Annotated in this window: 23 protein-coding genes; 11 read left to right on the forward strand and 12 right to left on the reverse strand. The window is 67.4% G+C overall.

Annotated elements, in window-relative coordinates; all coding sequences use genetic code 11:
- Positions 1-2 precede the first annotated feature (2 nt).
- Positions 3-2,153, forward strand: coding sequence for a methylmalonyl-CoA mutase (gene scpA / locus CSW60_RS05480; protein WP_099536284.1), 2,151 nt, complete (start codon positions 3-5; stop codon positions 2,151-2,153).
- Here scpA and CSW60_RS05485 read toward each other — a convergent pair.
- Positions 2,150-3,121 carry an alpha/beta fold hydrolase gene (locus CSW60_RS05485; RefSeq protein WP_099536285.1) on the reverse strand — a complete coding sequence of 324 codons (972 nt, stop codon included), beginning with the start codon at positions 3,119-3,121 and terminating at the stop codon, positions 2,150-2,152. The genes scpA and CSW60_RS05485 overlap by 4 nt on opposite strands.
- 99 nt (positions 3,122-3,220) lie before the next feature.
- Between CSW60_RS05485 and CSW60_RS05490 the strand changes: the two genes are divergently transcribed.
- Positions 3,221-3,754, forward strand: coding sequence for a TetR/AcrR family transcriptional regulator (locus CSW60_RS05490; RefSeq protein ID WP_099536286.1), 534 nt, complete (start codon positions 3,221-3,223; stop codon positions 3,752-3,754).
- A gap of 3 nt (positions 3,755-3,757) precedes the next feature.
- On the opposite strand, the gene CSW60_RS05495 is transcribed toward CSW60_RS05490, so the two are convergent.
- A complete protein-coding gene (locus tag CSW60_RS05495; protein ID WP_201722968.1) occupies positions 3,758-4,225 on the reverse strand; it encodes a DUF4112 domain-containing protein in 468 nt (155 codons plus the stop codon).
- A gap of 125 nt (positions 4,226-4,350) precedes the next feature.
- On the opposite strand from CSW60_RS05495, the gene meaB reads away from it, so the two are divergent.
- Positions 4,351-5,334 carry a methylmalonyl Co-A mutase-associated GTPase MeaB gene (gene meaB, locus CSW60_RS05500; RefSeq protein ID WP_099536287.1) on the forward strand — a complete coding sequence of 328 codons (984 nt, stop codon included), beginning with the start codon at positions 4,351-4,353 and terminating at the stop codon, positions 5,332-5,334.
- Here meaB and CSW60_RS05505 read toward each other — a convergent pair.
- The gene (locus tag CSW60_RS05505) at positions 5,331-7,007 is read right to left on the reverse strand and encodes a PAS domain-containing methyl-accepting chemotaxis protein (RefSeq protein WP_099536288.1); all 1,677 of its coding nucleotides are present in this window, start codon (positions 7,005-7,007) and stop codon (positions 5,331-5,333) included. The genes meaB and CSW60_RS05505 overlap by 4 nt on opposite strands.
- Before the next feature lie 152 nt (positions 7,008-7,159).
- Between CSW60_RS05505 and CSW60_RS05510 the strand changes: the two genes are divergently transcribed.
- The 3 genes from CSW60_RS05510 to CSW60_RS05520 all read left to right on the forward strand — a co-directional run bounded on the left by CSW60_RS05510 (position 7,160) and on the right by CSW60_RS05520 (position 8,569).
- Positions 7,160-7,471, forward strand: a complete 312-nt coding sequence (locus CSW60_RS05510) for a hypothetical protein (RefSeq protein ID WP_099536289.1) — start codon at positions 7,160-7,162, stop codon at positions 7,469-7,471.
- Positions 7,472-7,512: 41 nt separating this feature from the next.
- Positions 7,513-7,926: a response regulator transcription factor gene (locus CSW60_RS05515; protein WP_099536290.1), complete on the forward strand. Its 414-nt coding sequence runs from the start codon at positions 7,513-7,515 to the stop codon at positions 7,924-7,926.
- A 115-nt stretch (positions 7,927-8,041) separates the two neighbouring features.
- Positions 8,042-8,569: a DUF4199 domain-containing protein gene (locus tag CSW60_RS05520; protein WP_099536291.1), complete on the forward strand. Its 528-nt coding sequence runs from the start codon at positions 8,042-8,044 to the stop codon at positions 8,567-8,569.
- 29 nt (positions 8,570-8,598) lie between these two features.
- Here the strand turns inward: CSW60_RS05520 and cckA are convergent, their stop codons facing one another.
- The 4 genes from cckA to fliQ all read right to left on the reverse strand — a co-directional run bounded on the left by cckA (position 8,599) and on the right by fliQ (position 12,910).
- Complete coding sequence (gene cckA, locus CSW60_RS05525; RefSeq protein WP_099537559.1) at positions 8,599-10,677, reverse strand: cell cycle histidine kinase CckA; 2,079 nt, start codon at positions 10,675-10,677, stop codon at positions 8,599-8,601.
- A gap of 101 nt (positions 10,678-10,778) precedes the next feature.
- Complete coding sequence (gene flhB, locus CSW60_RS05530) at positions 10,779-11,864, reverse strand: flagellar biosynthesis protein FlhB (protein WP_099536292.1); 1,086 nt, start codon at positions 11,862-11,864, stop codon at positions 10,779-10,781.
- A 9-nt stretch (positions 11,865-11,873) separates the two neighbouring features.
- The gene (gene fliR, locus CSW60_RS05535; RefSeq protein WP_099536293.1) at positions 11,874-12,629 is read right to left on the reverse strand and encodes a flagellar biosynthetic protein FliR; all 756 of its coding nucleotides are present in this window, start codon (positions 12,627-12,629) and stop codon (positions 11,874-11,876) included.
- Between the two features lie 17 nt (positions 12,630-12,646).
- The gene (fliQ, locus tag CSW60_RS05540) at positions 12,647-12,910 is read right to left on the reverse strand and encodes a flagellar biosynthesis protein FliQ (RefSeq protein ID WP_066683014.1); all 264 of its coding nucleotides are present in this window, start codon (positions 12,908-12,910) and stop codon (positions 12,647-12,649) included.
- 181 nt (positions 12,911-13,091) lie between these two features.
- On the opposite strand from fliQ, the gene CSW60_RS05545 reads away from it, so the two are divergent.
- From CSW60_RS05545 to arsC, 3 genes are read left to right on the forward strand one after another with little or no spacing between them, the layout of a single operon-like run.
- Entirely contained in the window at positions 13,092-13,466 is a 375-nt protein-coding gene (locus CSW60_RS05545) for a helix-turn-helix transcriptional regulator (RefSeq protein WP_201722969.1), read from the forward strand.
- Complete coding sequence (locus tag CSW60_RS05550) at positions 13,463-14,134, forward strand: MIP/aquaporin family protein (protein ID WP_099536294.1); 672 nt, start codon at positions 13,463-13,465, stop codon at positions 14,132-14,134. Before CSW60_RS05545 ends, CSW60_RS05550 begins: the two co-directional genes overlap by 4 nt.
- Positions 14,131-14,544 carry an arsenate reductase (glutaredoxin) gene (gene arsC, locus CSW60_RS05555; RefSeq protein WP_099536295.1) on the forward strand — a complete coding sequence of 138 codons (414 nt, stop codon included), beginning with the start codon at positions 14,131-14,133 and terminating at the stop codon, positions 14,542-14,544. The genes CSW60_RS05550 and arsC overlap by 4 nt, the downstream gene beginning before the upstream one ends.
- Here the strand turns inward: arsC and CSW60_RS05560 are convergent.
- Positions 14,541-14,843: an energy transducer TonB gene (locus tag CSW60_RS05560; protein WP_099536296.1), complete on the reverse strand. Its 303-nt coding sequence runs from the start codon at positions 14,841-14,843 to the stop codon at positions 14,541-14,543. The two genes, arsC and CSW60_RS05560, sit on opposite strands and share 4 nt — an antisense overlap.
- A gap of 55 nt (positions 14,844-14,898) precedes the next feature.
- The gene (locus CSW60_RS05565) at positions 14,899-16,260 is read right to left on the reverse strand and encodes a hypothetical protein (protein WP_099536297.1); all 1,362 of its coding nucleotides are present in this window, start codon (positions 16,258-16,260) and stop codon (positions 14,899-14,901) included.
- Between the two features lie 386 nt (positions 16,261-16,646).
- Here CSW60_RS05565 and CSW60_RS05570 point away from each other — a divergent pair, with 386 nt between their 5' ends.
- On the forward strand, positions 16,647-17,126 hold the full coding sequence (locus CSW60_RS05570) for a ribonuclease H (RefSeq protein ID WP_099536298.1): 480 nt from the start codon (positions 16,647-16,649) through the stop codon (positions 17,124-17,126).
- A 1-nt stretch (position 17,127) separates the two neighbouring features.
- Here CSW60_RS05570 and CSW60_RS05575 read toward each other — a convergent pair whose 3' ends face one another.
- A complete protein-coding gene (locus CSW60_RS05575; protein ID WP_099536299.1) occupies positions 17,128-17,505 on the reverse strand; it encodes a methylglyoxal synthase in 378 nt (125 codons plus the stop codon).
- 172 nt (positions 17,506-17,677) lie between these two features.
- Between CSW60_RS05575 and CSW60_RS05580 the strand changes: the two genes are divergently transcribed.
- Positions 17,678-18,913 (forward strand): pyridoxal phosphate-dependent aminotransferase, encoded by a 1,236-nt coding sequence (locus CSW60_RS05580; protein ID WP_099536300.1) that lies wholly within the window; start codon positions 17,678-17,680, stop codon positions 18,911-18,913.
- A 143-nt stretch (positions 18,914-19,056) separates the two neighbouring features.
- On the opposite strand, the gene CSW60_RS05585 is transcribed toward CSW60_RS05580, so the two are convergent.
- Together CSW60_RS05585 and CSW60_RS05590 are read right to left on the reverse strand one after the other, a co-directional pair.
- Positions 19,057-20,655, reverse strand: a complete 1,599-nt coding sequence (locus CSW60_RS05585; RefSeq protein WP_099536301.1) for a peptide chain release factor 3 — start codon at positions 20,653-20,655, stop codon at positions 19,057-19,059.
- A 68-nt stretch (positions 20,656-20,723) separates the two neighbouring features.
- Positions 20,724-23,105, reverse strand: a complete 2,382-nt coding sequence (locus CSW60_RS05590; RefSeq protein ID WP_236634220.1) for a TonB-dependent siderophore receptor — start codon at positions 23,103-23,105, stop codon at positions 20,724-20,726.
- Between the last annotated feature and the right edge of the window lie 271 nt (positions 23,106-23,376).

Raw genomic sequence — 23,376 nt, forward strand, 5'->3', positions numbered from 1 at the left:
CCATGACCAAGTTCCCCGACTTCACCCAGATCGACTTCGCCGAGGTCGCGCCCGGCGCGGCGCCCGACGGCAAGGCCTGGAGCACGCCCGAAGGCGTCGACGTCGCTCCCGCCTTCGACGCCAGCGACATTCAGGGCCTGGACTTCCTGGGCGGCTATCCGGGCGTCGCGCCCTATGTGCGCGGCCCCTACCCGACCATGTACGTGACCAATCCGTGGACGGTGCGGCAATACGCGGGCTTCTCGACGGCCGAGGACTCCAACGCCTTCTATCGGCGAAACCTGGCGGCCGGTCAGATGGGCCTGTCCGTGGCCTTCGATCTGGCTACCCACCGCGGCTATGATAGCGACCACGAGCGGGTGAAGGGCGATGTCGGCATGGCGGGCGTGGCCATCGACTCGATCCTGGACATGCGCACGCTGTTCTCGGGCATCCCGCTCGACAAGATGAGCGTGTCGATGACCATGAACGGCGCGGTGCTGCCGATCCTGGCGCTCTACATCGTCGCGGCCGAGGAACAGGGCGTCAGCCCCGACAAGCTCTCGGGGACGATCCAGAACGACATCCTCAAAGAGTTCATGGTGCGGAACACCTACATCTATCCGCCCGCGCCCTCGATGCGGATCATCTCGGATATCTTCGCCTTCACCTCGGCGAACATGCCCAAGTTCAACTCGATCTCCATCAGCGGCTATCACATGCAGGAGGCCGGAGCGACGGCCGACCTGGAGCTGGCCTACACGCTGGCCGACGGCGTCGAATACGCCCGCGCCGGCGTGGCGGCGGGCATGAGCATCGACCAGTTCGCGCCGCGCCTGTCGTTCTTCTGGGCGATCGGCATGAACTACTTCATGGAAGTGGCCAAGATGCGGGCCGCGCGCCTGCTCTGGGCCCGCCTGATGAAGCGCGAGTTCGATCCCAAGGACGACCGCTCGCTCAGCTTGCGCACCCACAGCCAGACGTCTGGCTGGTCGCTGGCCGCCCAGGACGTGTTCAACAACGTCGCCCGCACCTGCGTCGAGGCCATGGCCGCCGTCAACGGCCAGACCCAGAGCCTGCACACCAACAGCCTTGACGAGGCCCTGGCCCTGCCGACCGACTTCTCGGCCCGGATCAGCCGCAACACCCAACTCTTCCTGCAAATGGAGAGCGGCACGACCCGCGTCGCCGACCCCTGGGGCGGCAGCTACTATGTCGAGCGCCTGACCTATGAGCTGGCCCAGAAGGCGCTGGCCCACATCGAGGAGGTCGAGGCGCTGGGCGGCATGGCCAAGGCCATCGAACAGGGCCTGCCGAAGCTGCGCATCGAGGAAGCCGCCGCCCGCACCCAGGCCCGCATCGACAGCGGCAAGCAGAGCGTCGTGGGCGTCAACCGCTACAAGCCCGAGGTCGCCGACGACATTCCCGTGCTGAAGGTCGACAACGGCGCGGTCCGCGCCCAGCAACTGGAGAAGCTGGCCCGCCTGAAGGCCGAGCGCGATCCGGCCGCGACCGAAGCCGCCCTGAAGGCTCTGGAGGACGGCGCGCGGGGGAACGGCAACCTATTGGCCCTGGCCGTCGACGCCGCCCGCGCCAAGGCCACCGTCGGCGAGATCAGCTACGCGCTGGAGAAGGTGTTCGGCCGCCACCGCGCCGAGATCAAGTCGATCCAGGGAGTGTACATGAAGGAAGCGGGCAACGATCCGACCACCGCCCGCGCCAAGGCCATGGTCGAGGCGTTCGAGCAGGCCGACGGCCGTCGGCCGCGCATCCTGATCGCCAAGATGGGCCAGGACGGCCACGATCGCGGCCAGAAGGTCATCGCCACGGCCTTCGCCGACCTCGGCTTCGACGTCGATATCGGCCCGCTGTTCCAGACCCCGGCCGAGGCCGCGCGTCAGGCCGTGGAGAACGACGTCCACGTGGTGGGCGCCAGCTCCCTGGCCGCCGGCCACCTGACCCTCGCGCCGGAGCTGAAGGCCGAGCTCGCCAAGCAGGGCCGCGACGACATCCTGATGGTCGTGGGCGGCGTCATCCCGCCCCAGGACTTCCAGGCCCTGCGCGACGCCGGCGCCGCGGCGATCTTCCCGCCGGGCACCGTCATCGCCGAGGCGGCGATCGAGCTGCTGGACCAGCTGAACCGTCAGCTCGGCTACACGCAGGCAGCGGCTTAGGCTGTCGCTTTCCGTCCTAGGAAGTCGACGATCAGCGCGCCGATCTCGGCCGAATGGGTTTCGAGCGCGAAGTGGCCGGCCTCGAAGAAGCGGACTTCCGCCTCCGGCTGGTCGCGCTTGAAGGCTTCCGCGCCCGGCGGCAGGAAGAAGATGTCGTTCCGGCCCCAGGCCGCCAGGATCGGGGGACGGTGCTGGCGGAAATAGGCCTGCCAAGCGGGGTAGAGAGCGACATTGGCGCGGTAGTCGGCAAAGAGGTCCAGCTGAATCTCGTCCTGACCGGGCCGCGCCAGATAAGCGATATCCAGCATGTAACCATCGGGCGAGACCAAGGTCTCGTCGGACCCGGCCACGTACTGGGTGCGGGTCATCTCTGGCGTTAGCATAGCGCGCAGGGCCTCGCGATTAGCCGGCGAGGGATTGGCCCAGTAGGCCTTGAGCGGCGTCCAGCCGTCGCTCAACCCCTCAAGGTAGGCGTTGCCGTTCTGGGTGATGATCGCCGTAACGCGCTCAGGATGGGCGGCCGCGAGGCGGAACCCGGTCGGCGCGCCGTAGTCGAAGACGTAGAGCGCGTAGCGGGTCAGACCCAGCGCCTGGATAAAGCCGTCGATCGTCTTGGCGAGATTGTCGAAGGTGTAGGCGAACCGGCCGCGCGGCGGCGCCTTGGTCTGGCCGAAGCCTGGCAGGTCCGGCGCGATGACGCGGTATTTCTGCGCCAGGTGCGGGATAAGATCCCGGAACATGTGGCTCGATGTCGGGAAGCCATGCAGGAGGAGGATGACGGGCACGTCAACCGGCCCTGCCTCCCTATAGAAGACATCGACCTCGCCAACAGCTTGGCGACGGTAGCTGATCTTGGTCGAAGCCTGGGCGGCGACAGCCGCGGACGCGCCCGCGGCGACACCCAAGGCCAGGGCGCCGGGGGCGAACAGCGCCATGCGGCGCGACAATTGGGGACGCGGATCGGACATGTCGGATCTCCGGATATTGACGGTGGCGTCGATCCAGCCCAGATAAAACCGACCGACCGGTCGTAAATACTACCGATCGGTCGGAAGTAAAGAGGTGATATGAAAGCGACCCTCAAGGACATCGTGATCGAAGCGCGGGAGTTGTTCCGCCGGCATGGCTACGACGGCGCGTCGATGCAGGAGCTCGCCGAGCGGGTCGGGCTGAAAAAAGCCAGCCTTTACACGCGCTTCCCGAACAAGGAGGCCCTGGCGCCCGAGGTCTTGAAACTCACCCTGGCCGAGGCGTCGTCGGGACTGGCGGATGACGTTGACTGGCGCGCTCGCTACGCAGCCGTCCTCACCCGGTTCGCGGAGACCTTGATCGAGGGGAAGCGTTGCGTAGGCCTGCACCTGGCCTATGGCGTCTCGAACGACACCCCCCTCGCCCAGGCCGCCGTACGCGACTTCTTCAAGGTCCAACGCGAGGGCCTCGCCGCGATCCTGACCAGCGGCGGCATGCCGGCTGGGCAAGCCGACGCCACGGCCGCTGACGCCATAGCGCGCCTCGAAGGGGCGACCTTATGGCTTGCCACGATGAATGATGAGGCGCCGATGCGACGCGCCCTGGCCGAGTTGATCGCGGCCCAGGCCTGAACGCTACTTCCGCCTAAACAATCCCCGCTTCTTCTGGCTGCGTTCGAAGGCGACTTCCTCAGGCAGGCCGTGGCGGGCCTCGATGTCCTTCTGCAACGCCTTGGCCGCCATCAGGTGGCCGGGGAACAGGGTGTCTACGGTCCAGCCCAGTACGGGCACGGTGTCCGAAAGGTTGTCGGCGGCGAGATAGGCCGCCATTCGCCCCAGCGTGGCCGGAGAGGCTTTGGCGTGCGCCGCGTGGAACAGCAACAGCGCGCCGGCGCCCAGGCCATACGCGAGACCGACGCCCGGAACCCAGGCCAGCACGCCGTCCAGACCGATGCCGATCGGCCCGACGCCGATCAGGCGGTCGGACAGCCGCTTAATGGTCTCGGCCGCGCGCCAGGCGCGATGCGCCTTGAACCGCTGGTCGTCCACCGGAGCCGCTTGAGGCTCGGCATAGGCCGAGGCCATGGAGAAATCTTCGGTCATGGTCCCAGAACGTGCCGCGGCGTCCGTCGTTGCCTCGATCTCAGATCGTGGACGTTGCGCGGCGCCGCAAGACCGATTGACCGTTTTGGTTTCGCGATTAGCGAGCCTCGGCTAAGCGAGGTCCTATGAACCCCGGTCTCGACATCGACGCCCTGGAACAGCGCCTGGTCGCCGGCGACCGCGCCGCCCTGGCGCGCGCCATCACCCTGGTCGAGAGCCGCCGCGTCGATCATCAGGTCGGGGCCCGGAGCCTGCTCTCGCGGCTGATGCCCCTCACCGGCCGCGCCCAGCGGATCGGGATCACGGGAGTCCCCGGCGCGGGCAAGTCGACGACGATCGAGCGCTTCGGCTGCAATCTGGTCGAGGCGGGCTGCAAGGTCGCGGTGCTGGCGGTCGATCCATCCTCCGGCCGCCACGGCGGCTCGATCCTGGGCGACAAGACCCGGATGGAACAACTCAGCGTCCAGCCGAACGCCTATATCCGCCCCTCTCCGTCCGGCGGCGCCCTGGGCGGCGTGGCGCGCAAGACCCGTGAGGCGATGCTGCTGTGCGAGGCGGCGGGCTTCGACGTGGTGATCGTCGAGACGGTTGGCGTCGGGCAGTCCGAGACGGTGGTGGCCGACATGGTCGACATCTTCCTGGCCCTGCTGATCCCCGGCGGCGGCGACGAGCTGCAGGGCATCAAGAAGGGCCTGATCGAGCTGGCCGACCTGCTGGTCATCAACAAGGCCGACGCCGATCCCGCCAAGGCCGAACGCTCGGCCCGCGACTACCGCAACGCCCTGCATATTCTCACGCCCGCCCATCCGGACTGGACGCCGCCAGTGCTGACCGCCTCGGGCCTGACCGGCCAGGGGCTGGACGTTCTATGGACCCAGATCCAGCGCCATCGCGAGATCATGACCGCCAATGGCGCGCGCGCCGCTCGCCGCGCGGACCAGGACGCGCGCTGGATGTGGGCGATGGTCGAGGACAGGCTGCGGGAGCGGCTCCGGGCCGCGCCCGCCGTGGCCGCCTTGGCGCCGAACCTCGAAGCCTCGGTGCGGGCTGGCGAGGTCCCGGCTTCGGTCGCCGCCGACCGCCTGCTCGCCGCCTTCGGGTTGGATTAGGCGGCGCTGGCGAGCGCGCTGACCGCTTCCTTCAGCCGGAACCTCGCGACAAGGTCCGACAGCTCCACCGCCTGACCGCGCAGCATGTGCGAAGCCGCCGTGGCCTCCTCTACCAGGGCTGCGTTCGACTGTAGCATTCGGTCCATCTCCCCCACTGCCGAGGACACCTGGCCAAGGCCCGAGGCCTGCTCCTGAGCCGATAGCGAAATGTCGCTCATCAAGCCTTCGATCTCGCCGATCTGGACGAGGATGTCGCGTAGGGCCGCACCCGCGCCGCCAACCAGGGACACGCCCCGCTCGACGTTCTGGGACGAGGCGGCGATCAGCGCCTTGATCTCGCGTGCGGCGTCGGCCGAACGCTGGGCCAGGGCCCGGACCTCCTGGGCGACCACGGCGAAGCCGCGTCCGGCCTCGCCCGCCCGCGCAGCCTCGACCCCTGCGTTCAGGGCCAGAAGGTTAGTCTGGAAGGCGATCTCGTCGATGACACCGATGATCTTGCTGATCTGATCCGAGGACTGCTCGATGCCGCCCATCGCCTCGACGGCGCTTTCGACGACGCTGCGCGACTGTTCGGCGTGGCGACTGGCGCGCTCCACGACCGTGTTGGCGTGCTTGGCGCCGGAAGCCGTGCGACTGACGGCCGTGGTGATCTCGTCGAGCGCGGCGGCCGTCTCCTCAAGGCTAGCCGCCTGTTGCTCAGTGCGACGCGCCAGGTCGTCGGCGTTGCCAGCGATCTCGTCACCGCCCGAATTGACCACCTTGGTCGCCTCGGCCACGACAAGCAGCGTACGGTTCAACGCCTCGGCCGAAGCGTTGAAGGCCGTGCGCAAGGGATCCAGCGACGGCATCAGGGCCTCGCTGATCCTGACGCGCAGATCGCCTTCGGAAAGGCTTTGCAGGCTTTCGCTGACCAAGCCCACCTGCCGCATGCGCTCGGTCAGATCGGTGGCGATCTTGACGACCCGCGTAACGTGGCCTTCTGCGTCGAAGACGGGGTTGTACTGGGCCTGCAGCCAGACCTCGCGCCCGTTCTTGCCGAGACGATGGAACTCGCCTGAAAAGAACTCCCCGGCTTCCAGGCGAGCCCAGAAGCGCGCGTACTCGCTGCTCTTGGCGTAGACGGGCTCGGCGAACATCCGATGATGTTGGCCGATAATCTCTTCGCGCTTGTAACCGACGGCATTCAGAAAGTTGTCGTTGGCCTCGAGAATTGTCCCGTCCAACGAAAACTGGATGATCGCCTGCGAGCGGTTGATCGCGTTCAGCAGGCTTTGGTTCTCGGCGGCGACGATCTTTTCGGCGGTGATGTCGAGGGCCAGCTTGACGACCTTGACGACCTTCCCCGCGCCATCACGCACCGGCGAATAGGAGGCGCGGATCCATAAGGGAGAGCCATCCTTGCGACGGCGTTTGAACTCGCCACTCTTGAAGCCAGTGGTCCGGAGGTCCGCCCAGAACTGCTGGTAGGCCTCAGATGTGACCTCCGCCTCCTCCAAGAGGATCGCGTGTTGGCGGCCGACGATCTCCAAGGCCTGATAGCCAACAGCCGCACAAAAAGTGGGGTTAGCCCTTAGAATGCGTCCCTCGGGCGTGAACTCGATAATCGCGAATGAAAGGCACAGCGCTTCCAGGGTGGCGTCGGACGCGGAGCGGGCTTTGAAACCGAAGGTCATGGAAGGATTTCCGCAGGATTCCCACAAGGACGATCATCGAACAGCCTTTCTCGGGGCTTAAACCCGGCTCCTGACGCCTCCAGAACGCCCCCGAAACGAGGGCTGTGCGACACTTTTGGCAATTGCGCCGGTTTGGGTCTAAAGACCCCGCCATGCTCAAGAAGACGATCGTCAGCAAGGTCACCGATCCCGCCGCCGAGGCCGACCGCGCCTGGTTCGAAGCCCACGCCGAGCGACGCTTTCGCCTGCGCGATCCCGCGCCGCTGGAGTTCAAGGACCCGCTTGGCGATCCGGGCGACGGCTTCTCCTGGCGCGTGCTGGTCGCCGTGCTACCGGACGGCGGTCGCCTGCGCCTGCCGGTCTCTCTGTCGTGGGAACTGCACAACGACCACGCCAAGGACCAGCACCTGCGCATCCTGTTCGACCAGATCGCGCCGGCCGAGGCCAAGGCGCGCCTGAGCTAGACCCCCATTGACGCGGCGCGGGGATCACGCACCCTCGCCACATGACGCGTACGATCCTGATCTGGGCGCTGGTCCTGGCGGCCGCCGCCTTCGCCCTCCAGTGGCTGGAGCAACAACTCCTGCTGCGCATCCTGTCCTGGAAGATCTATGCCGGCCTGATTGGAACCGCGTTCGCAGCGGCGGGCGTCTGGGTCGGCTGGAAGTTGGCGGTCAGGCCAAGGTCCGAGACGTTCCAGCGCAACGACGCCGCGCTTTCCAGCCTCGGCCTGACGGGTCAGGAGGTGCGGGTGCTGGAAAGGCTGGCGGCCGGCCGCTCCAACAAGGAGATCGCCCGCGACCTGGGCCTTTCGCCCAACACGGTCAAGACGCACGTGACCAATCTCTACGGCAAGCTGGACGTCAGCCGCCGAACCCAGGCCGTCGGCAAAGCGCGCGAGCTGGCCCTCATCCCTTGACGGCCCGGCAGAGGCGCCAAACCGTCGAATTCACCCTTTTGGGCGATACCGCCGTGCTCTGATCGGCGGCAAGCCTCGGGACGCGTCGCAGGGGGCGGCGCGGAGGAGGAATGACATGTCCCGCACTATCCTGGGCTACGGCCTGCTCTCCGGCGCCGTGATCATCGTCGGCATCATCATCACCATCGTGATCGGCGGCGGCGCGCCGCATTCCAGCGTCTGGCTGGGCTATCTGATCATGTTGGTCGGCCTGTCCTCGATCCTGCTGGCCATCAAGCAGCATCGCGACAAGGTTCTGGGCGGCGTCATCAAGTTCTGGCCGGCCTTCCTGATCGGCTTGGGCGTCGCCGTCGTGGCGTCCCTGGCCTATGTGCTGATCTGGGAGGTCTATCTGGCGCTTACGCACTACAGCTTCATGGAGCAGTATGTGGCCGCCACGCTGGCCCAGAAGAAGGCCGCTGGTCTGAGCGGCGAGGCCTACGCCAAGCTGGCCGCGGACCTGGAGGCGATGAAGCGATCCTACGCCAATCCGCTGTATCGCCTGCCCATGACCTTCGCCGAAATCTTCCCGGTCGGTCTGCTGGTCGCCCTGGTCAGCGCGGCGCTGCTGCGCAATCCAAGGTTCCTGCCGGCCAGGGCCTAGGCCCGAGACTTAGACTGCGAGCAGGCGGCTTAAGCCGCCTGCAACTGCTGCTTGACCCGCTCGGCCAGGGTCTTGATGTCGATCGGCTTGGGCAGGAAGGTCACGCCCGTCTCGCCTTCCAGCAGGTCGCTGAACTCGGCTTCGGCGTAGCCGGAGATGAACATCACCGGCGCGGTCCCGAGATAGCCGCGCGCCTTCTTGAGCAAGGTCGGGCCATCGATGCCGGGCATGATCACGTCGGAGATCAGCAGGTCGATCGTGCCGGCGTGCTCCTCGGCGATCAGCAGCGCCTCCTCGCCATCGGCGGCCTCGAGCACCTCGTAGCCGCGAGCGCGCAGAAGACGGGCGGCGACGCTGCGGACGGCGTCCTCGTCCTCGACGAACAGGATGCGGCCGGCGCCCGACAGGTCGCGGGCGGCGCGCGGCTTGGCCGGTTCGGCCGCGGCGGTCTGGGCGGCCGACACCCCAACGGGCGCGTCGTAGATCGGCAGGAAGATGCGGAACGCCGCGCCCTCGCCGGGACGGCTGTGGACATGGATCCAGCCATCGCTCTGTTTGACGATGCCGTAGACGGTGGCCAGGCCCAGGCCCGTCCCCTCGCCCACCGGCTTGGTGGTAAAGAACGGGTCGAAGATCTTGCCCATCACGTCGGGCGGGATGCCGGGACCGTCGTCGCTGACCTCGATGAAGGCGCAGTCGCCATCGGCGGCGGGAAAGCCCAGCTGGATCGCCTCGTCGCGGCTCAGGCGCGCGGTGCGGATGCGCACGACGCCGCCGCCCTTGGCCGCCCTCACGGCGTCGCGGGCGTTGACGGCCAGGTTCATGACCGCCGTCTCGAGCTGGCTCTTGTCGGCGCGGACCTGCGGCAGGTCGCGGCCGTAGTCGGTGATCAGCTTGACGTCCTCGCGCAGCAGGCGGCGCAGCAGGACCTCGAACTCGGAGATCAGCTCGCCAAGGTCCAAGACCTCGCGCTGGACGGTCTGCTTGCGCGAGAAGGCCAGCAGCTTGCGGACGAGGTCGGCGGCGCGCACGCCCGTCTGGCGGATTTCGTTGAGGCCCTCGTACGACGGATCGCCGACCGGGTGACGGTGCAGCAGCTCGTCCAGACGCAGCTGGATGGCCGTCAGCAGGTTGTTGAAGTCGTGCGCCACGCCGCCGGCCAACTGGCCGATCGCCTGCATCTTCTGGGCCTGGGCCAGCTGCAGCTCGATCTGCTTCTGCTCCGAGACGTCGATCATGTAGGCCACCAGGCGGCCTTCGGCGCGGTAGAGGTAGAGGTGGGCGATACGCGTGGCGTCGCGGGCCAGGCGCACCTCGTAGGGACCCGCGCGCCCTTCGGCCAGGCGCGTTTCGGCGTCGGCCCGCGAGGCCGCGTCGATCAGGTCGCCGAACACCACGCCAGCCTTGGCGCCGGTCATGGTGGTGAGGGCGGGATTGGCCTCCAGCACGCGCGAGGTGAACGGCTCCAGGCCTTCCAGCAAGGCCGCGCCGAACGGCGAGGCGCCGGCGAAGGCGTCCAGCGAGTTGGGCGGCGGCGCGGCGCGCTCGGCCGCGGGCGCCGGCGCGACCGGCTCGGCCACGGGCTCGGGCGTCGCGACGGGCGACAGGCGGATCAGCAGACGGCCGCCGGGCAGACAGGAGACCTTGGCGAGGTGATCGGCGTCGCCCACGCGCAGCGCGCCCTCGGCCATCTCGCCGCTGCGGGCCTGGACCATGGCCGCGAACAGGCCCGCGCCCGCCACGCCCTTGGGCAGGCGGCGCTGCGAGCCCATCACCGCGCGCCAGGCGCCATTGGCGGCCAGCACGCGACCATCCGGCGCCGCCAGGCTTGCCGGCTCGCTCAGGGCGGCGATGAAGGTCTCGGCTTGGTCAGAATCGTCGCCGCTTTGCGCCGTCCCGCGGATGGCCAGCAGACCCAGCACGGCCACGCCCGCCACGCCCAGCAGCAACAGCAGGCCCGCCAGGGTGGCCGGCCCCGCTTTCAGCGCTGGCGCGGCCGAAAAGCCCGCCGCCGCCAGGAAGAAGAGCGCCGCGCCCGCCAGCCACGGATCGAAGCGCCGGCGTCCCGCGCCGACCAAGGCTTTGTCCTGGAGGTGAAGATCGGCCATCGGCGGCATGAGTACCTTGGTTACGGCGAGGCTGCGACTCACCGGAGATCGTTGAAACAATAACCTTTCCCGAGGGCTAGGTCTTTTTTTCGGACGTGGGTCTACAGCGGGCGCGCCCGCGATTGGGGCTTCTTGCCGTTGAGGATGAAGCTGATGACCTTAGCCACCGCCTCGAAGTGCTCGACGGGGATTTCCTCATCGACCTCGACGCTGGCGTAGAGGGCCCGCGCCAGGGGCGGATCTTCCAGCACTGGCACGCCATGTTCCTCGGCGATGGCGCGGATCTTCAAGGCCAGTTCATCGACGCCCTTGGCGACGCAAAGCGGGGCGGGCGTCTCGCCGGCTTCGTATTTCAGCGCCACGGCGTAGTGGGTCGGGTTCATGACGACCACGGTCGCCTTGGGCACCTGCTGCATCATCCGCTGACGCGAGCGCTGCATCTGGATCTGGCGGCGCTTGCCCTTGATGTGCGGGTCGCCGTCCGATTGCTTGAACTCCTCCTTGACCTCCTGGAGGGTCATCCGCATCCGGCTCATGAAGCGCTGGCGCTGCCAGAACCAGTCAAAGGCGGCCGTCCCGGTCAGAAAGATGATCACGGCGATCAGTAGCGACTTCGACAGCTTCATCGCCTCGGGCAGCATCAGAGCCGGGTCGAGGCCCACCAGATTGCGCACCTCGCCGACGTGCGGCTTCAGCACCATCCAGGCGATCAGGCCGGTGACCAGGAACTTGACCGCCGACTTGGCGAACTGGACGAAGCCGTCGATGCCGAAGATACGGCCCAGGCCCTTGATCAGGTCGAGCTTGCTGAAGTCCGGCTTCAGCTTGTCGGGCGTCAGCAGGAAGCCGGACTGGGCGATGTGAGCGGCCGCGCCGCAGGCCGCCGAGACCAGCATCACAAGGATCAGCGGCGGCAAAGCGGCCATGGTCGCCTGCTTCATCACCACCATCGCCCCGCCGCTGGAGAGGTCGATCGTGCCGGCGTGAGCGATGAACGGATAGAGCGCGGCGGAAAGGTCGCGGGTCAGCCAGCCGCCGGCCAGGATCACCACCGAGACGGCGCCCACCAGCGAAGCCAGCTGCGGGATGTCGGCCGACTTGACGACGTCGCCCTTGGCGCGCGCGTCGGATAACCGTTTCGCCGACGGTTCTTCTGTTTTCGACTCGGGATCCGTATCGTCCGCCATGCGCGCCCCCTAAGCGAAGACCTGCAAGAGCTCGCGATAGCGGTCGGTCCAGACCATGGCGATGCCGCCCAGGGACAGGGCCAGCAGCGACAGGCCCAGGATCACGCTGAGCGGCGAAGCGACGAAGAAGATCTGGAAGGCGGGCATGACCCGGCCGACCAGGCCCGTGGCGAGGTTGAAGACCAGCGAGAAGACGATCACCGGCGCGGCCAGCTGGACGCCCAGCGAGAACGACTCCGCCACCGTGCGCACGGCCAGGGTCACGGCGTCGTTGACCGGCACGGCGCGGGTGAACGGAAACAGCGTGTAGGACTTGACGATCGCGCCGATGAACAGGTGATGCAGTCCCGTCGCCATGATCAGGGTCAGGCCCATCATCGACAGGAAGCTGGCTACCGCCGTGCTGGAGCCCTGCATGGCCGGATTGGTTGTCTGGGCGAAGGACAGGGTCGTCTGCAGCGAGATGATTTCACCGGCGGTGGTGAGCGAGATCATGAACAGCCGCAGCACCGAGCCGATCATCAGGCCGATCAGGATCTCGTGGATGACCGCGCCGACCAGGCCGCCCAGGGTGGTCGGGATTGGCGGCACGGTGTCCTGGACCAGAGGCCCCAGCAGCATCGCCATCAGCAGCGCGAAGGACAGGCGGATGCGCGGCGGCACGGACTGGTCGCCAACGCCCGGCATGGTCATGACCATGGCGCCCACCCGCGAGAACACGAGGGCGGCGACATAGACCTGAAACGCCGTGGCGAAGGAATTCACGCGCCCCTGCCCTTCCGCTACAGGCCCGCGATGCGGGCGGCGATCTGGCGCATGAAGGCGCTCATCAACGCGCCCATCATCGGCAGGAAGATCAGCAGCGAAATGAAGATCGCGACGATCTTCGGCGCATAGACCAGGGTCTGCTCCTGGATCTGGGTCAGGGCCTGGAACAGGCCGATGGCGACGCCGACCACCAGGCCGACGATCAGCACGGGCGCGCATAGCTTGAGCGTCAGCCAGATCGCGTCCCGGCCGACATCTAGAACCTCGGCGCCCGTCATCGAAAGCCTCTTGGGAATCGGCCGCCAAAGGCCGTGGAATCGAGGGCTTCAGCTTGGGCGAGATATGGTTAACGAGGCGTTAGGAGTTAACTTTTCGGAGGCCCGGCAAGGCCCAGCGCGACGGTGGGTCGCGGCGCTTGGTTGTCATTGAACCGCATAATATTTCGAATATGCTGGAAATATGGAATCATCGACCGCCGTCCAGATGCTGTCCGCCCTCGGCCACGAGGCGCGCCTGGCGATCTTTCGTCTGTTGGTGAAAGCCGGCGACGCTGGAATTCCGGCCGGCGAGATCGCCAGGACCTTGTCCGTTCTTCCCAACAGCCTGTCGGCGAACTTGAACGTCCTGTCGCGCGCGGGCCTGATCACCTCGCGGCGCCAAGGGCGCTCGATCATCTATTCCGCGAACTACGGCGCGATGAGCGGCATGCTCGGCTTCCTGTTGGAAGATTGCTGCGACGGCGCGCCCGAGATCTGCGCGCCGCTGAGCGCGGCCCTGGACCGGGCGGCCTCTTGCGCCTCTGCCTGCGCGCCCGCGTCGGAGGCTCCTTCGTGAGCATAGGCCTAGCGCGAAAGCTGGTCGCCGAGGGGCTCGGAACCGCCCTCCTCCTCGCCGTGGTCGTTGGCTCGGGGATCATGGGTGAGCGGCTGGCGGCGGGGAACACCGCGATCGCCTTGCTGAGCAACGCCTTGGCCACGGGAGCGGCCTTGGTCGTCCTGATCTGGATCTTCGGGCCGATCTCGGGCGCGCACTTCAATCCGGCGGTGACGCTGGTCGCAGTCTCGCGGCGGGACCTTTCGCTCCGCACCGCCCTCGCCTATGTCGCCGTCCAGATCGGCGGCGCGGCGCTGGGCGTCTGGATCGCCCACGCCATGTTCGGCGAGCCTATCCTGCAGATTTCGACCAAAGCCCGCGACGGCGGCGCTCAAGCCTTCTCCGAGGTCGTGGCGACGTTTGGTCTTATCGCGACGATCCTGGGGACGGTGCGCTTCCGCCCGGACAGCACGCCGATGGCGGTGGGGCTTTACATCACGGCCGCCTACTGGTTCACGGCCTCGACATCCTTCGCCAATCCGGCGGTGACGCTCGCGCGGAGCCTGTCGGACACCTTCGCCGGCATCGCGCCCGCCAGCGCGCCGGCCTTCATCCTGGCCCAATTCGTCGGCGCGCTTCTGGCCGCCGGCGTATTCGGCTGGCTTCTCCAGACGGAGCGCACCGCATGACGACCGCGGACTTCCCCATCACGATCTTCCACAATCCGGCCTGCGGCACCTCGCGCAATGTCGTGGCGATGGTCCGGGCGGCCGGCTACGAGCCCGAAGTGGTCGAGTATCTGAAGGCCGGCTGGACGCGAGACCAGCTCCGCGACCTCGTCGTCAAGACCGGACTGTCGCTACGTCAGCTGATGCGCGAGAAGGGCACGCCCGCCGAGACGCTGGGCCTGCTGGCGGACGACGTGGCCGAGGAACGCATCCTGGACGCCATGATCGAGCACCCGATCCTCGTGAACCGGCCCATCGTCGTAACCCCGAAGGGCGCGAACCTTTGCCGCCCCTCGGAGCTCGTGCTCGACCTGCTCGAACAGCGTCCCGCCGGCTTCACCAAGGAAGACGGCGAAGTCGTCAAGGTCTAGCGGATGCGGATCCGGACCGGCACCTGGATGTAGGAGCCCGCGCGGCTCTTGCCGTCCGGGCCAAGCAGGTCGACCTGGAACTGCGAGGCCATCGACAGAGCGGCCTGACCGACGCCAAGCTCGCTGGGGGTCTCATCTTGCACCGTGCAGGCCGTCAGGCGGCCGTCGTTCTTCACCAGGCAATTCAGCAGGGCGACGGCCTCGCGCGGCTGCGAGGCGGGGACGAGCATGTCCGAGGCGGTCTTGGCCGGAACGGGAGTGGCGACCACGGCGGCGACCAAGGCGAGCGAAGCAATCACGAGTTCATCCCTTTACTGTCGTTCTTCTGGCGGCCCCGCCGCGTCCCGTTTCGGGTCAGACGGCCGGAGCCCGCTGGAGACGTTGCAGGCCCTGTGCCGCTAGGTCGGTCAGAGAGCGCAGGCCCAGCTCCGAGAAGATGTCGAAGGCCGCGGCCAGAGCCACGCCAGCTCGAGCCAGGCGACCGTCGTCGCGGCCGGTGATCTCGACCCGCGCTTCATAGAGGCGGGCTAGGTTCATCTGGGCGACCGCCCAGCTGGCGGGATCGCGCGCGCCGCGCACTTCGGCCAGCTCGGCCTTGAAGGCCAACTCGGCCGCGTCCAGAACCGCCAGGTCGGCGGTCAGCTCGGCGCAGCGCGCCAGACACAGAGCCCGGTTGTTGGCGACGTGGGCGCGTAGGGCCAGGGCCGGCTGAACCTTGAGGATTTGTGTGGCGCGGTCATAGGCCGAGACGGCTTGCTCGAAGACGCGCTCGCTGGTGGTGGCCTCGCCCATGGTCTGCAGCACCGCCCCGAGCAGCGCCTGGGCGCGGGCCCAATCCATCGGGCTGTGGCCCAGCGAGATGACCTGCCCCGCGTCGGTGATCGCCTGAACACCCTCGCCGATGCGAGCGATCTCGCCGTCAAGGTCGCCCAGTTGCACCAGAGCGGCCCCGCGCAGGCACTCCAGTCGCGCCCACACCAGCGGTTCGAAGTCGGCGTCGAGACCCTCGAGCGCGCTCTTGGCCTCCGAGGCGGCGAGTTCCGCCAGAGCGCGATCCTTCAGCCGCGCGGCGCAGTTCAAAATGAGATCGATGCGGTTGGCGCGTTGGTCAGCCAAAAGCAGCCGAGCGGCCCCGCCCTTGGCGCGCTTGGCCGCGGCCAAGGCGCGCATCGGCGCCTCGAAGGCCTGGACGGCGGCCAGGGCGCGGTCGAGATCGCCCGCCGCCAGAGCTGCACGCCCCTCAAGGGCGGCGGAAAGGGCGCCGCAAAGCGCGGTGCGATGCTGGTCAGGCGTACGGGCCAGGGTCGAGATGGCGGCGGCGACAAGGCCCTCGTCGCCGAACAGGTCGGCGCCTTGCAGCGCCAGCATCACCTGCTCGCAGCGGGCGGCCGCGAGGCCGTCCTGCCGACGTTCGGCCTCGAAGATCTTCACGGCGGCTTCGGCCTGGGCGGCGCCCTTGCGCAGCGCCGTGGCGTCGCCGGTGCGGCGGGCCAGCTCGCGCCAGATCACGGCGGCTTCCAGAAGGCGCGCCCCGCGCTCCTTGGTCCCCAGGCGACTAGCGGCGACGTCGGCCGAGCGCGCCTCATTGGCCAGCAGGCGCGTGTCGAGCAGTTCCAGCAGCGAGGTGTCGCCGCCGGTCAGGCCCTCGCGCCAGGCGCTCTTGGCGTCGGTCTCAACACCGAACAGCCGCTTCAGATCTCGTCCGAATTCGAACATGGCCAGCGCACTCCACTTGGGGACGTCCCAACCCGGGACAGCCGTCGAAGGTTCAACGCCCAAGCAGCAAAACCGGAGCCAGCAGCTTTAACAAGTGATTAATAGGTCTTTACGACGCGTTAACCATAAATATTTCCCAAATTTTTATACCCAGGTCGCAAGGTCACCCAAAAGGGCGGATGATGGGCCAATCTGGCACACTTCTTGCTTTTGCGAATACGCCCAACACGAGCCAAACAACTCATTTTTTAGAACGGCGTTCATCGATCTTAAAATGACGTTAACTATAAGTTTTAGGGTGATGTTTACCTTCCGTTCGCACCCCCTCCCCCAGCTTGGCCGAAGCAGGCTAGAACCGCGGCCAGAACGTTGATTGGGAGCCCGCCATGGTCGCCGTCACCTTGTGGATCGCCAGCCTCTGCCGCCAGGACCCGAGCTATGGCGGCTGGTCGTATGTGCGCCGGATCGATGGCGAGACTGGCGCCGCCGCGATCAAGGGCGCGGCCGGCGGCGAGCGGCGCACGACCGCCGCCAAGATGAGCCTCACGGCGCTGACCGAAGCCCTCGAAGGACTATCGGACCTACCCTCCGACGCCGCGGTGATCCTGCGCTTTTCCGATCTTGAGCTCGCGAGCCAGTTGGTCACGTCGGACGGCGACTACGCCGCCGCCGAGCCGGACGCCTGGGCGGCCGCTCGCGCCGCCGTCGCCGCGCGGCCTGTGCTGGAGATGGTCCCCGCCTCGGCCGATGACGCGGTCCATGGCTTCCTGGCCGCCTGGGCGGAGTTCGGGCTGGACACCAGCAAGTCGCGCGGGACGTTCAAGGCGGCTATCCCCAAGCCGAACCTGATGAAGTTCCCGGGCTGATCTAGTCCCGGCCCGCGACGATCAGGTCGGCCGTCGCCGGATTGCAGGCGAACGGGATGTTAGCCAGCGTCGCCATGCGGATCAGCGCCTTGACGTCGACGTCGTGCGGCTGGGGCGACAGCGGATCGACGAAGAAGATCAGCACGTCCAGCCGCCCCTCGGCGATCATCGCGCCCAGTTGCTGATCGCCGCCCAACGGACCGCTCTTCAAGCGCACCAGGTCCAGCCCCGGCAGCGCCTCGAGGATCCGGCCACCGGTCGTGCCGGTCGCGAACAGCGCCTTGTCCTTCAGGAAGTCCGCGTGCGCCTTGGCCCAGCCGACCAGCGCGGCCTTCTTGTCGTCGTGGGCCACGAGACCGATGGCGAGGGGCGCGGACATGGGAACGACTCCTGACGAACAGAAGCCGCACTCATTTCGCGCCTCGGGGGCGATGGCAAGCCCGGCTCTGCCCGCGCCTTGGGCAGGATGGTCGTCACGCGCCCTCCCCCTCTTGCGCGATCGCGCTGGGAGGTTCGTCCTGGCGCCTCAGGCCAATGGGGAGTGAAAGAAGATGACCACGCGGATATCCGACGAGCCGGCGCTGGGGCGTCGATCCTTCCTGCGCGGCGCTGCGCTGATCGCCGCCGCCGCGCCGATCATGACCGAGGCCAGCCTGGCTCACGCAGCGGCCCAGACCCCGGCCGCGCCGCCCTCGGGCATGGCGCTGCACGGCCAAAGCCCCAACACTCCGCCGCCCGGCGCCGTGCTGATCAACGCCAATGAAAACCCGCTGGGCCCGAGCAAGGCGGCCTGCGACGCCATCGCCCGCGTGGCCCCGCTGGGCGGGCGCTACGACCTGAACGGCGAGACCGATCTGCTGGTCCGGACCTTCGCGGCCCAGAATGGCCTCAAGCCCGAATACGTCATCCCCTATGCGGGCTCGTCCGAGCCCCTGCACTACAGCGTGCTGGCCTTCACCTCGCCGACCAAGAGCTTCGTCACGGCGGACCCGTCCTACGAGGCTGGCATGTACGCGGCCAAGACCAGCCAGGCGAAGGTCGTGAAAGTGCCGCTGACCGCCGACTGCGCCCACGACGTCAAGGCGATGGTCGCCGCCGACGCCCAGGCCGGCGTTATCTACATCTGCAACCCGAACAACCCGACCGGCACCCTGACCACCAAGCAGGACATCGTCTGGGCGCTGGAGAACAAGCCGGCCGGTTCGATCCTGCTGGTGGACGAGGCCTACATCCACCTGACCGAAGCGCCGGACACGCTGGACCTGGTCGCCCAGGGCAAGGACCTGATCGTCCTGCGCACCTTTTCGAAGATCTATGGCATGGCCGGCATTCGGTGCGGCTTCGCCGTCGGACGGCCCGATCTTCTGGAGAAGCTCAAGCCCTTCGGTCAGAACGCCATGCCGATCACCGGTTCGGCCGCCGCCCGCGCCTCGCTGGAGGACGCCAGCCTGGTCCCCACGCGCCGCAAGATCATCGGCGACACCCGCCGCGACACGATCGCCTGGCTGAAGGCGAACGGCTACAAGGTCATCGGCGACCCGCAGACCAACTGCTTCATGATCGACACGGGCCGCAACGGCAAAGCCGTGTTCGCCGCCATGAAGGCCAAGAACGTCCTGATCGGCCGCACCTGGCCCATATGGCCCAACGCCGTCCGCGTCTCGGTCGGCACGCCCGAGGAGATGGCCAAGTTCAAGGTGGCCTTCAAGGAGGTCATGGACGCCAAGGCGACCGCGCTAGGCGATCATGTCCAGCACGCGGAACTGGACTATTTCGGTACGCTCTAAAGCCTAGAATTGCCCCCTCTCCCCCTGCGGGAGAGGGTGACCGCCGGAGGCGGTCGGGTGAGGGGTCGCACCGGCGGCCCCGAGAAACCCCTCATCCAGCCCTTTGGGCCACCTTCTCCCGCAAGGGGAGAAGGAAGAAAGCTCTAAGCCCGCTCCTTGGTCCGCTCGAAGCGCACCTTTGGATAGCGCTCGGCGACATAGCCGATTTCCCAGGCGCTCTTGCCGAGGAAGACCGGGGCCTCGTCGATATCCTGGCCCATGGCCGACTTGTGCTTGTTCACGAAGTCCTCGACGTCGGCCCGGTCGCCGCCCAGCCAGCGGGCTTCGGCGTAGGGGCTGGCCTCGAAGATCACTTCCAGCTGGTACTCGTTGGCCAGGCGGTCGGCCATGACCTCGAACTGCAGCTGGCCGACGGCGCCGACGATAAAGTCGCTGCCGATCATCGGGCGGAACAGCTGGGTGACGCCCTCCTCGGCCAGACCTTCCAGCGCCTTCTTCAGGTGCTTGGCCTTCAGCGGATCCTTGACCCGGACGCGGCGCAGGATTTCCGGGGCGAAGTTGGGCAGGCCCGCGAAGCGCAGCGTCCCGCTTTCGGACAGGCTGTCGCCCACCCGCAGAACGCCGTGGTTCGGGATGCCGATCACATCGCCGGCGAAGGCGTCTTCAGCCAGTTCGCGGTCGCTGGCGAAGAACATGATCGGCGCGTTGACGCTCATGGCCTTGCCGGTGTTCTGGGCCTTCAGCTTCATGCCGCGCGTGAAGCGGCCGCTGGTCAGGCGCAGGAAGGCGATCCGGTCGCGGTGGTTGGGGTCCATGTTCGCCTGGACCTTGAAGACGAAGCCCGAGACCTCGCTGTCGCCCGGCGCGACGTGGGTCTCCGCGCCGTTCTTGGTGGCCGGCATGGGCTTGGGCGGCGGGGCGTAGGCGCCGATGCCGCCGAGCAATTCGGCGACGCCGAAGTGGCGCAGGGCCGAGCCGAAGAACACCGGCGTCATGTGGCCCTCCAGGAACGACTGGACGTCGAACGGCTTGCCGGCCTCGGTGACCAGCATGGCGTTGTCTTCCAGCTCGGCCTTCTCTTCCGGGTCCAGGTACTGGACCACCGCGTTGCCCTTGAAGGCGACGGGGTCGGGATGCCCCTCCTCGTCGGTCGAGCTTTTCTTGGCATAGGGGATGAACTGGTCCTTGCGCAGGTCCAGCATGCCCTTGAACCGCCCGCCCGAGCCCGCCGGCCAGTACAGCGGCGCCGGGTCCAGGGCCAGCTTCGACGACACCTCGTCCAGCAGCTCGAACGGATCCTGGGCCTCGCGGTCCATCTTGTTGATGAAGGTGATGATCGGGATGTCGCGCAGCCGGCAGACCTCGAACAGCTTCAGGGTCTGGGGTTCGATGCCCTTGGCGGCGTCCAGCACCATGATCGCCGCGTCGGCGGCGGTCAGGGTGCGGTAGGTGTCTTCCGAGAAGTCTTCGTGGCCCGGGGTGTCCAGCAGGTTGAACATCAGGCCGTCGTGGTCGAACGTCATCACCGAAGCGCTGACCGAGATGCCGCGCTCGCGCTCGATCTTCATCCAGTCCGACTGGGTGCGCCGGGTCTGACCGCGCGCCCGAACCGCGCCGGCGGCCCGGATCGCCCCGCCGGCCAGCAGCAGGTTTTCGGTCAGGGTCGTCTTGCCGGCGTCGGGGTGACTGATGATGGCGAAGGTGCGCCGACGGGCGGCTTCAGCGGCGGGGGAAGTGCTCATGGGCGGGGACTAGCCTCATAAGCCCTTTTTGTCACCTTCCCTCGCCGCCGCGCCGGCCGCGTCGCCCCCTAAAACTTCGCCGACAGGCGCGCGTACCAGAGGCCGCCGTCGGTGTCGTAGGGGGCGTTGCGCGAGTAGATCAGGCCGCGCGACGCCTGGAACGTCGCCTCGTCCGGATAGGTGTCGAACAGGTTCTCGGCGCCGACCGTCAGCTTGATCGCGTCCGTCAGCTGGGCGCTGACCGACAGGTCGACCAGGGTTTTGCCCGAGAAGTTCTGGATCAGATCGGCGGTCCCGTTGGCCTGGGCGTCGGTCCACTCGCCCGACCAGCGGGCGCGGATCAGGCCGCTGAAGCGGCCCTTGGCGTAGTCGAACGACACATTGGCGGCGTTCTGCGGCAGGCCGTCTTCCAGGTTGATGCGGGCCAGCTTCGAGACCTCGGTCAGCTTCGAGCGGGTGACCTTGGTGTCGTTCCAGTTCCACGCGGCGGTGACGCCGGCGCGCCCGCCCCAGACCTGGCCTCGCCACGAGCCGACCACGTCGACGCCCTGGGTGCGGGTGTCGAACGAGTTGGTGAAGTAGCTGACCGTCGTCAGGCTGTCGGCGCCGGGAATACCCGCCGCGACCAGCTGGGCGCGCAGGGCGGGCGTGACCGTGAAGTTCGGCGATACGGCGAAGCGGTTGTCGACCTCGATGCGATAGTAGTCGACCGAGGCGGTGAAGCCACCCTGGCGGAACACCGCGCCCAGCGACAGGTTCTTCGACTCCTCCGGCTCCAGCGGCTTGCCGCCCAGAGCGACCGAGATCGGGTTGACCGGCGACAGGCGGCCCGAAGTGAACAGCAGCAGGGTCGTGGTGTTCAGGCCCTGCGAGGTGCGAGTGTTGTTGATCTGGCCGGCCGTCGGGGCTCGGAAGCCCGTCGAGACCGCGCCGCGGATCGCGAAGTTCGGCGTGAACTCGTAGCGCACGGCGATCTTGCCGTCGGTGGTCTGGCCGAACTCCGAGAAGTCCTCGTGGCGCACGGCGATGTCGGCGTCGAACTTGTCGGTGATCGGCAGATCGAGATCGGCATAGGCCGCGTAGCTTGTCTGGTCCCACGACCCGGCCTGGCTGGGCGCGTAGCCGGGGAAGCCGTTCGAGCCGCTGGGCAGGCCCGCCGCCGCGCCGGGACCGACATCCCACGAATAGCGATCGCCGGCCTCGATCTTGTAGGTCTCCTTGCGGGCTTCGAGGCCGAGGGCGAGGTTGGCCGGCTTGGCCAGGAACGACCATTCCAGCGGACGCGAGGCGTCGAGGTTCAGGGTCGCCTCTTCCTGGATCAGCGAACCGGCGTCGAAACTGGTCGGCGATTGCGGGCCAAACGAGGCGTTGATGCTGTTGTTCAGGAAGTAGTCGACCTTGTCGCGGCCCCAGCCGGCCGAGACGTCCCACGACCAGCCCTTGGCGTCGCCGCGCAAGCCGCCGTTGACCGAGGCGTTGGTCTCGTCCTGGCCGAATTTCGGCGAAAAGCCAGCCGGATAGATCTGGCTCAGCGACCAACCCGGAAACACCGTGCTGGTCTTGTACGAGCTATCGGTCGAAGGATTGCGCCAGTTGAAGTCGGTGACGCCGTGCATGTCGCTATAGGTGGCGAAGCCGTAGGCCTCGATCGCGTCGCTGATCGGCAGGACCAGGTTCAGCGAGCCCCGCCACACTTCGCGATCGGGCTGGCCCCAACGCTGAACCGGGTTCGGAACCTTGATGTTCGGATTGGCCGCCTGGAAGGCGATGGCGTCCGGACGCTGGCGGGTGCGCGAGGTGGCCTCGGCGTTGGTGTAGTCCAGCGCGGCGACCACGCTGCCGCCATTGCCGATAGCAAGACCGTAACGCGCGCCGATCTCGGTCTTGTCGCCATCGCCGGCGAAGTAGCGACCAAACTGGCCGTAGCCCTCGAAGCCGGTCTTGTCGCTGAGGATGATGTTGATCACCCCGGCGATGGCGTCCGAGCCGTACTGGGCCGAGGCGCCGTCGCGCAGCACCTCGATCCGCTCGATGCCGCTGGTCCCGAGCGCCGCCAGATCGACGCCCTGCTGGCCGCGCCCGCCCAGCACCGCCGAACGGTGACGACGCTTGCCGTTGACCAGCACCAGCGTTTGGTCCGGCGACAGGCCGCGCAGGGTGGCCGGGCGCACGAAGGCCTGGCCGTCGGCGGCCGGCAAGCGCTGGACGTTGAACGACGGAGTCGTAGCCGCCAGCTTGTCCATGATCTCGTCGGAGACGATGCTTTTCAGCGCGTCCTGGCTGACGACATCGACCGGCGCGGCCGACTCGAACGCCGTGCGGTCGACCCGGCGCGTGCCGGTGACGACCAGGGTGTCCACCTCCGCCGTCTCGCTGGCGACTGGAGCCTGCTGGGCATGGGCTTGGGTGGATAGGACCAGGGCGAGCACGCCCCAGGCGGCCGTCGTCATGAGCTTCATCGTGAACCTGCGCTGTTGTATGCGGCGCGGGGTAACCAGGGCTCTTGTCAGGTGGACGACAGGCGCGTGTTGGTTACATGAAGGCTCAGAACAGCGTTCGCGGAATATTATACCGCAGGTTGAAAGGCGCTTGGGACGAGGAACCGGACAAGCACAACCGCGTCATCATGTCCTGAGAAGTGCTCAATAGAAGCTCAAAATCCCCCTATTCGAAGAATGGGTTTGGAGTCATGCTTCCTCCATCGCCAACGACGGCTTTAGA

Source organism: Caulobacter sp. X, from assembly GCF_002742635.1.
GTDB lineage: Bacteria > Pseudomonadota > Alphaproteobacteria > Caulobacterales > Caulobacteraceae > Caulobacter.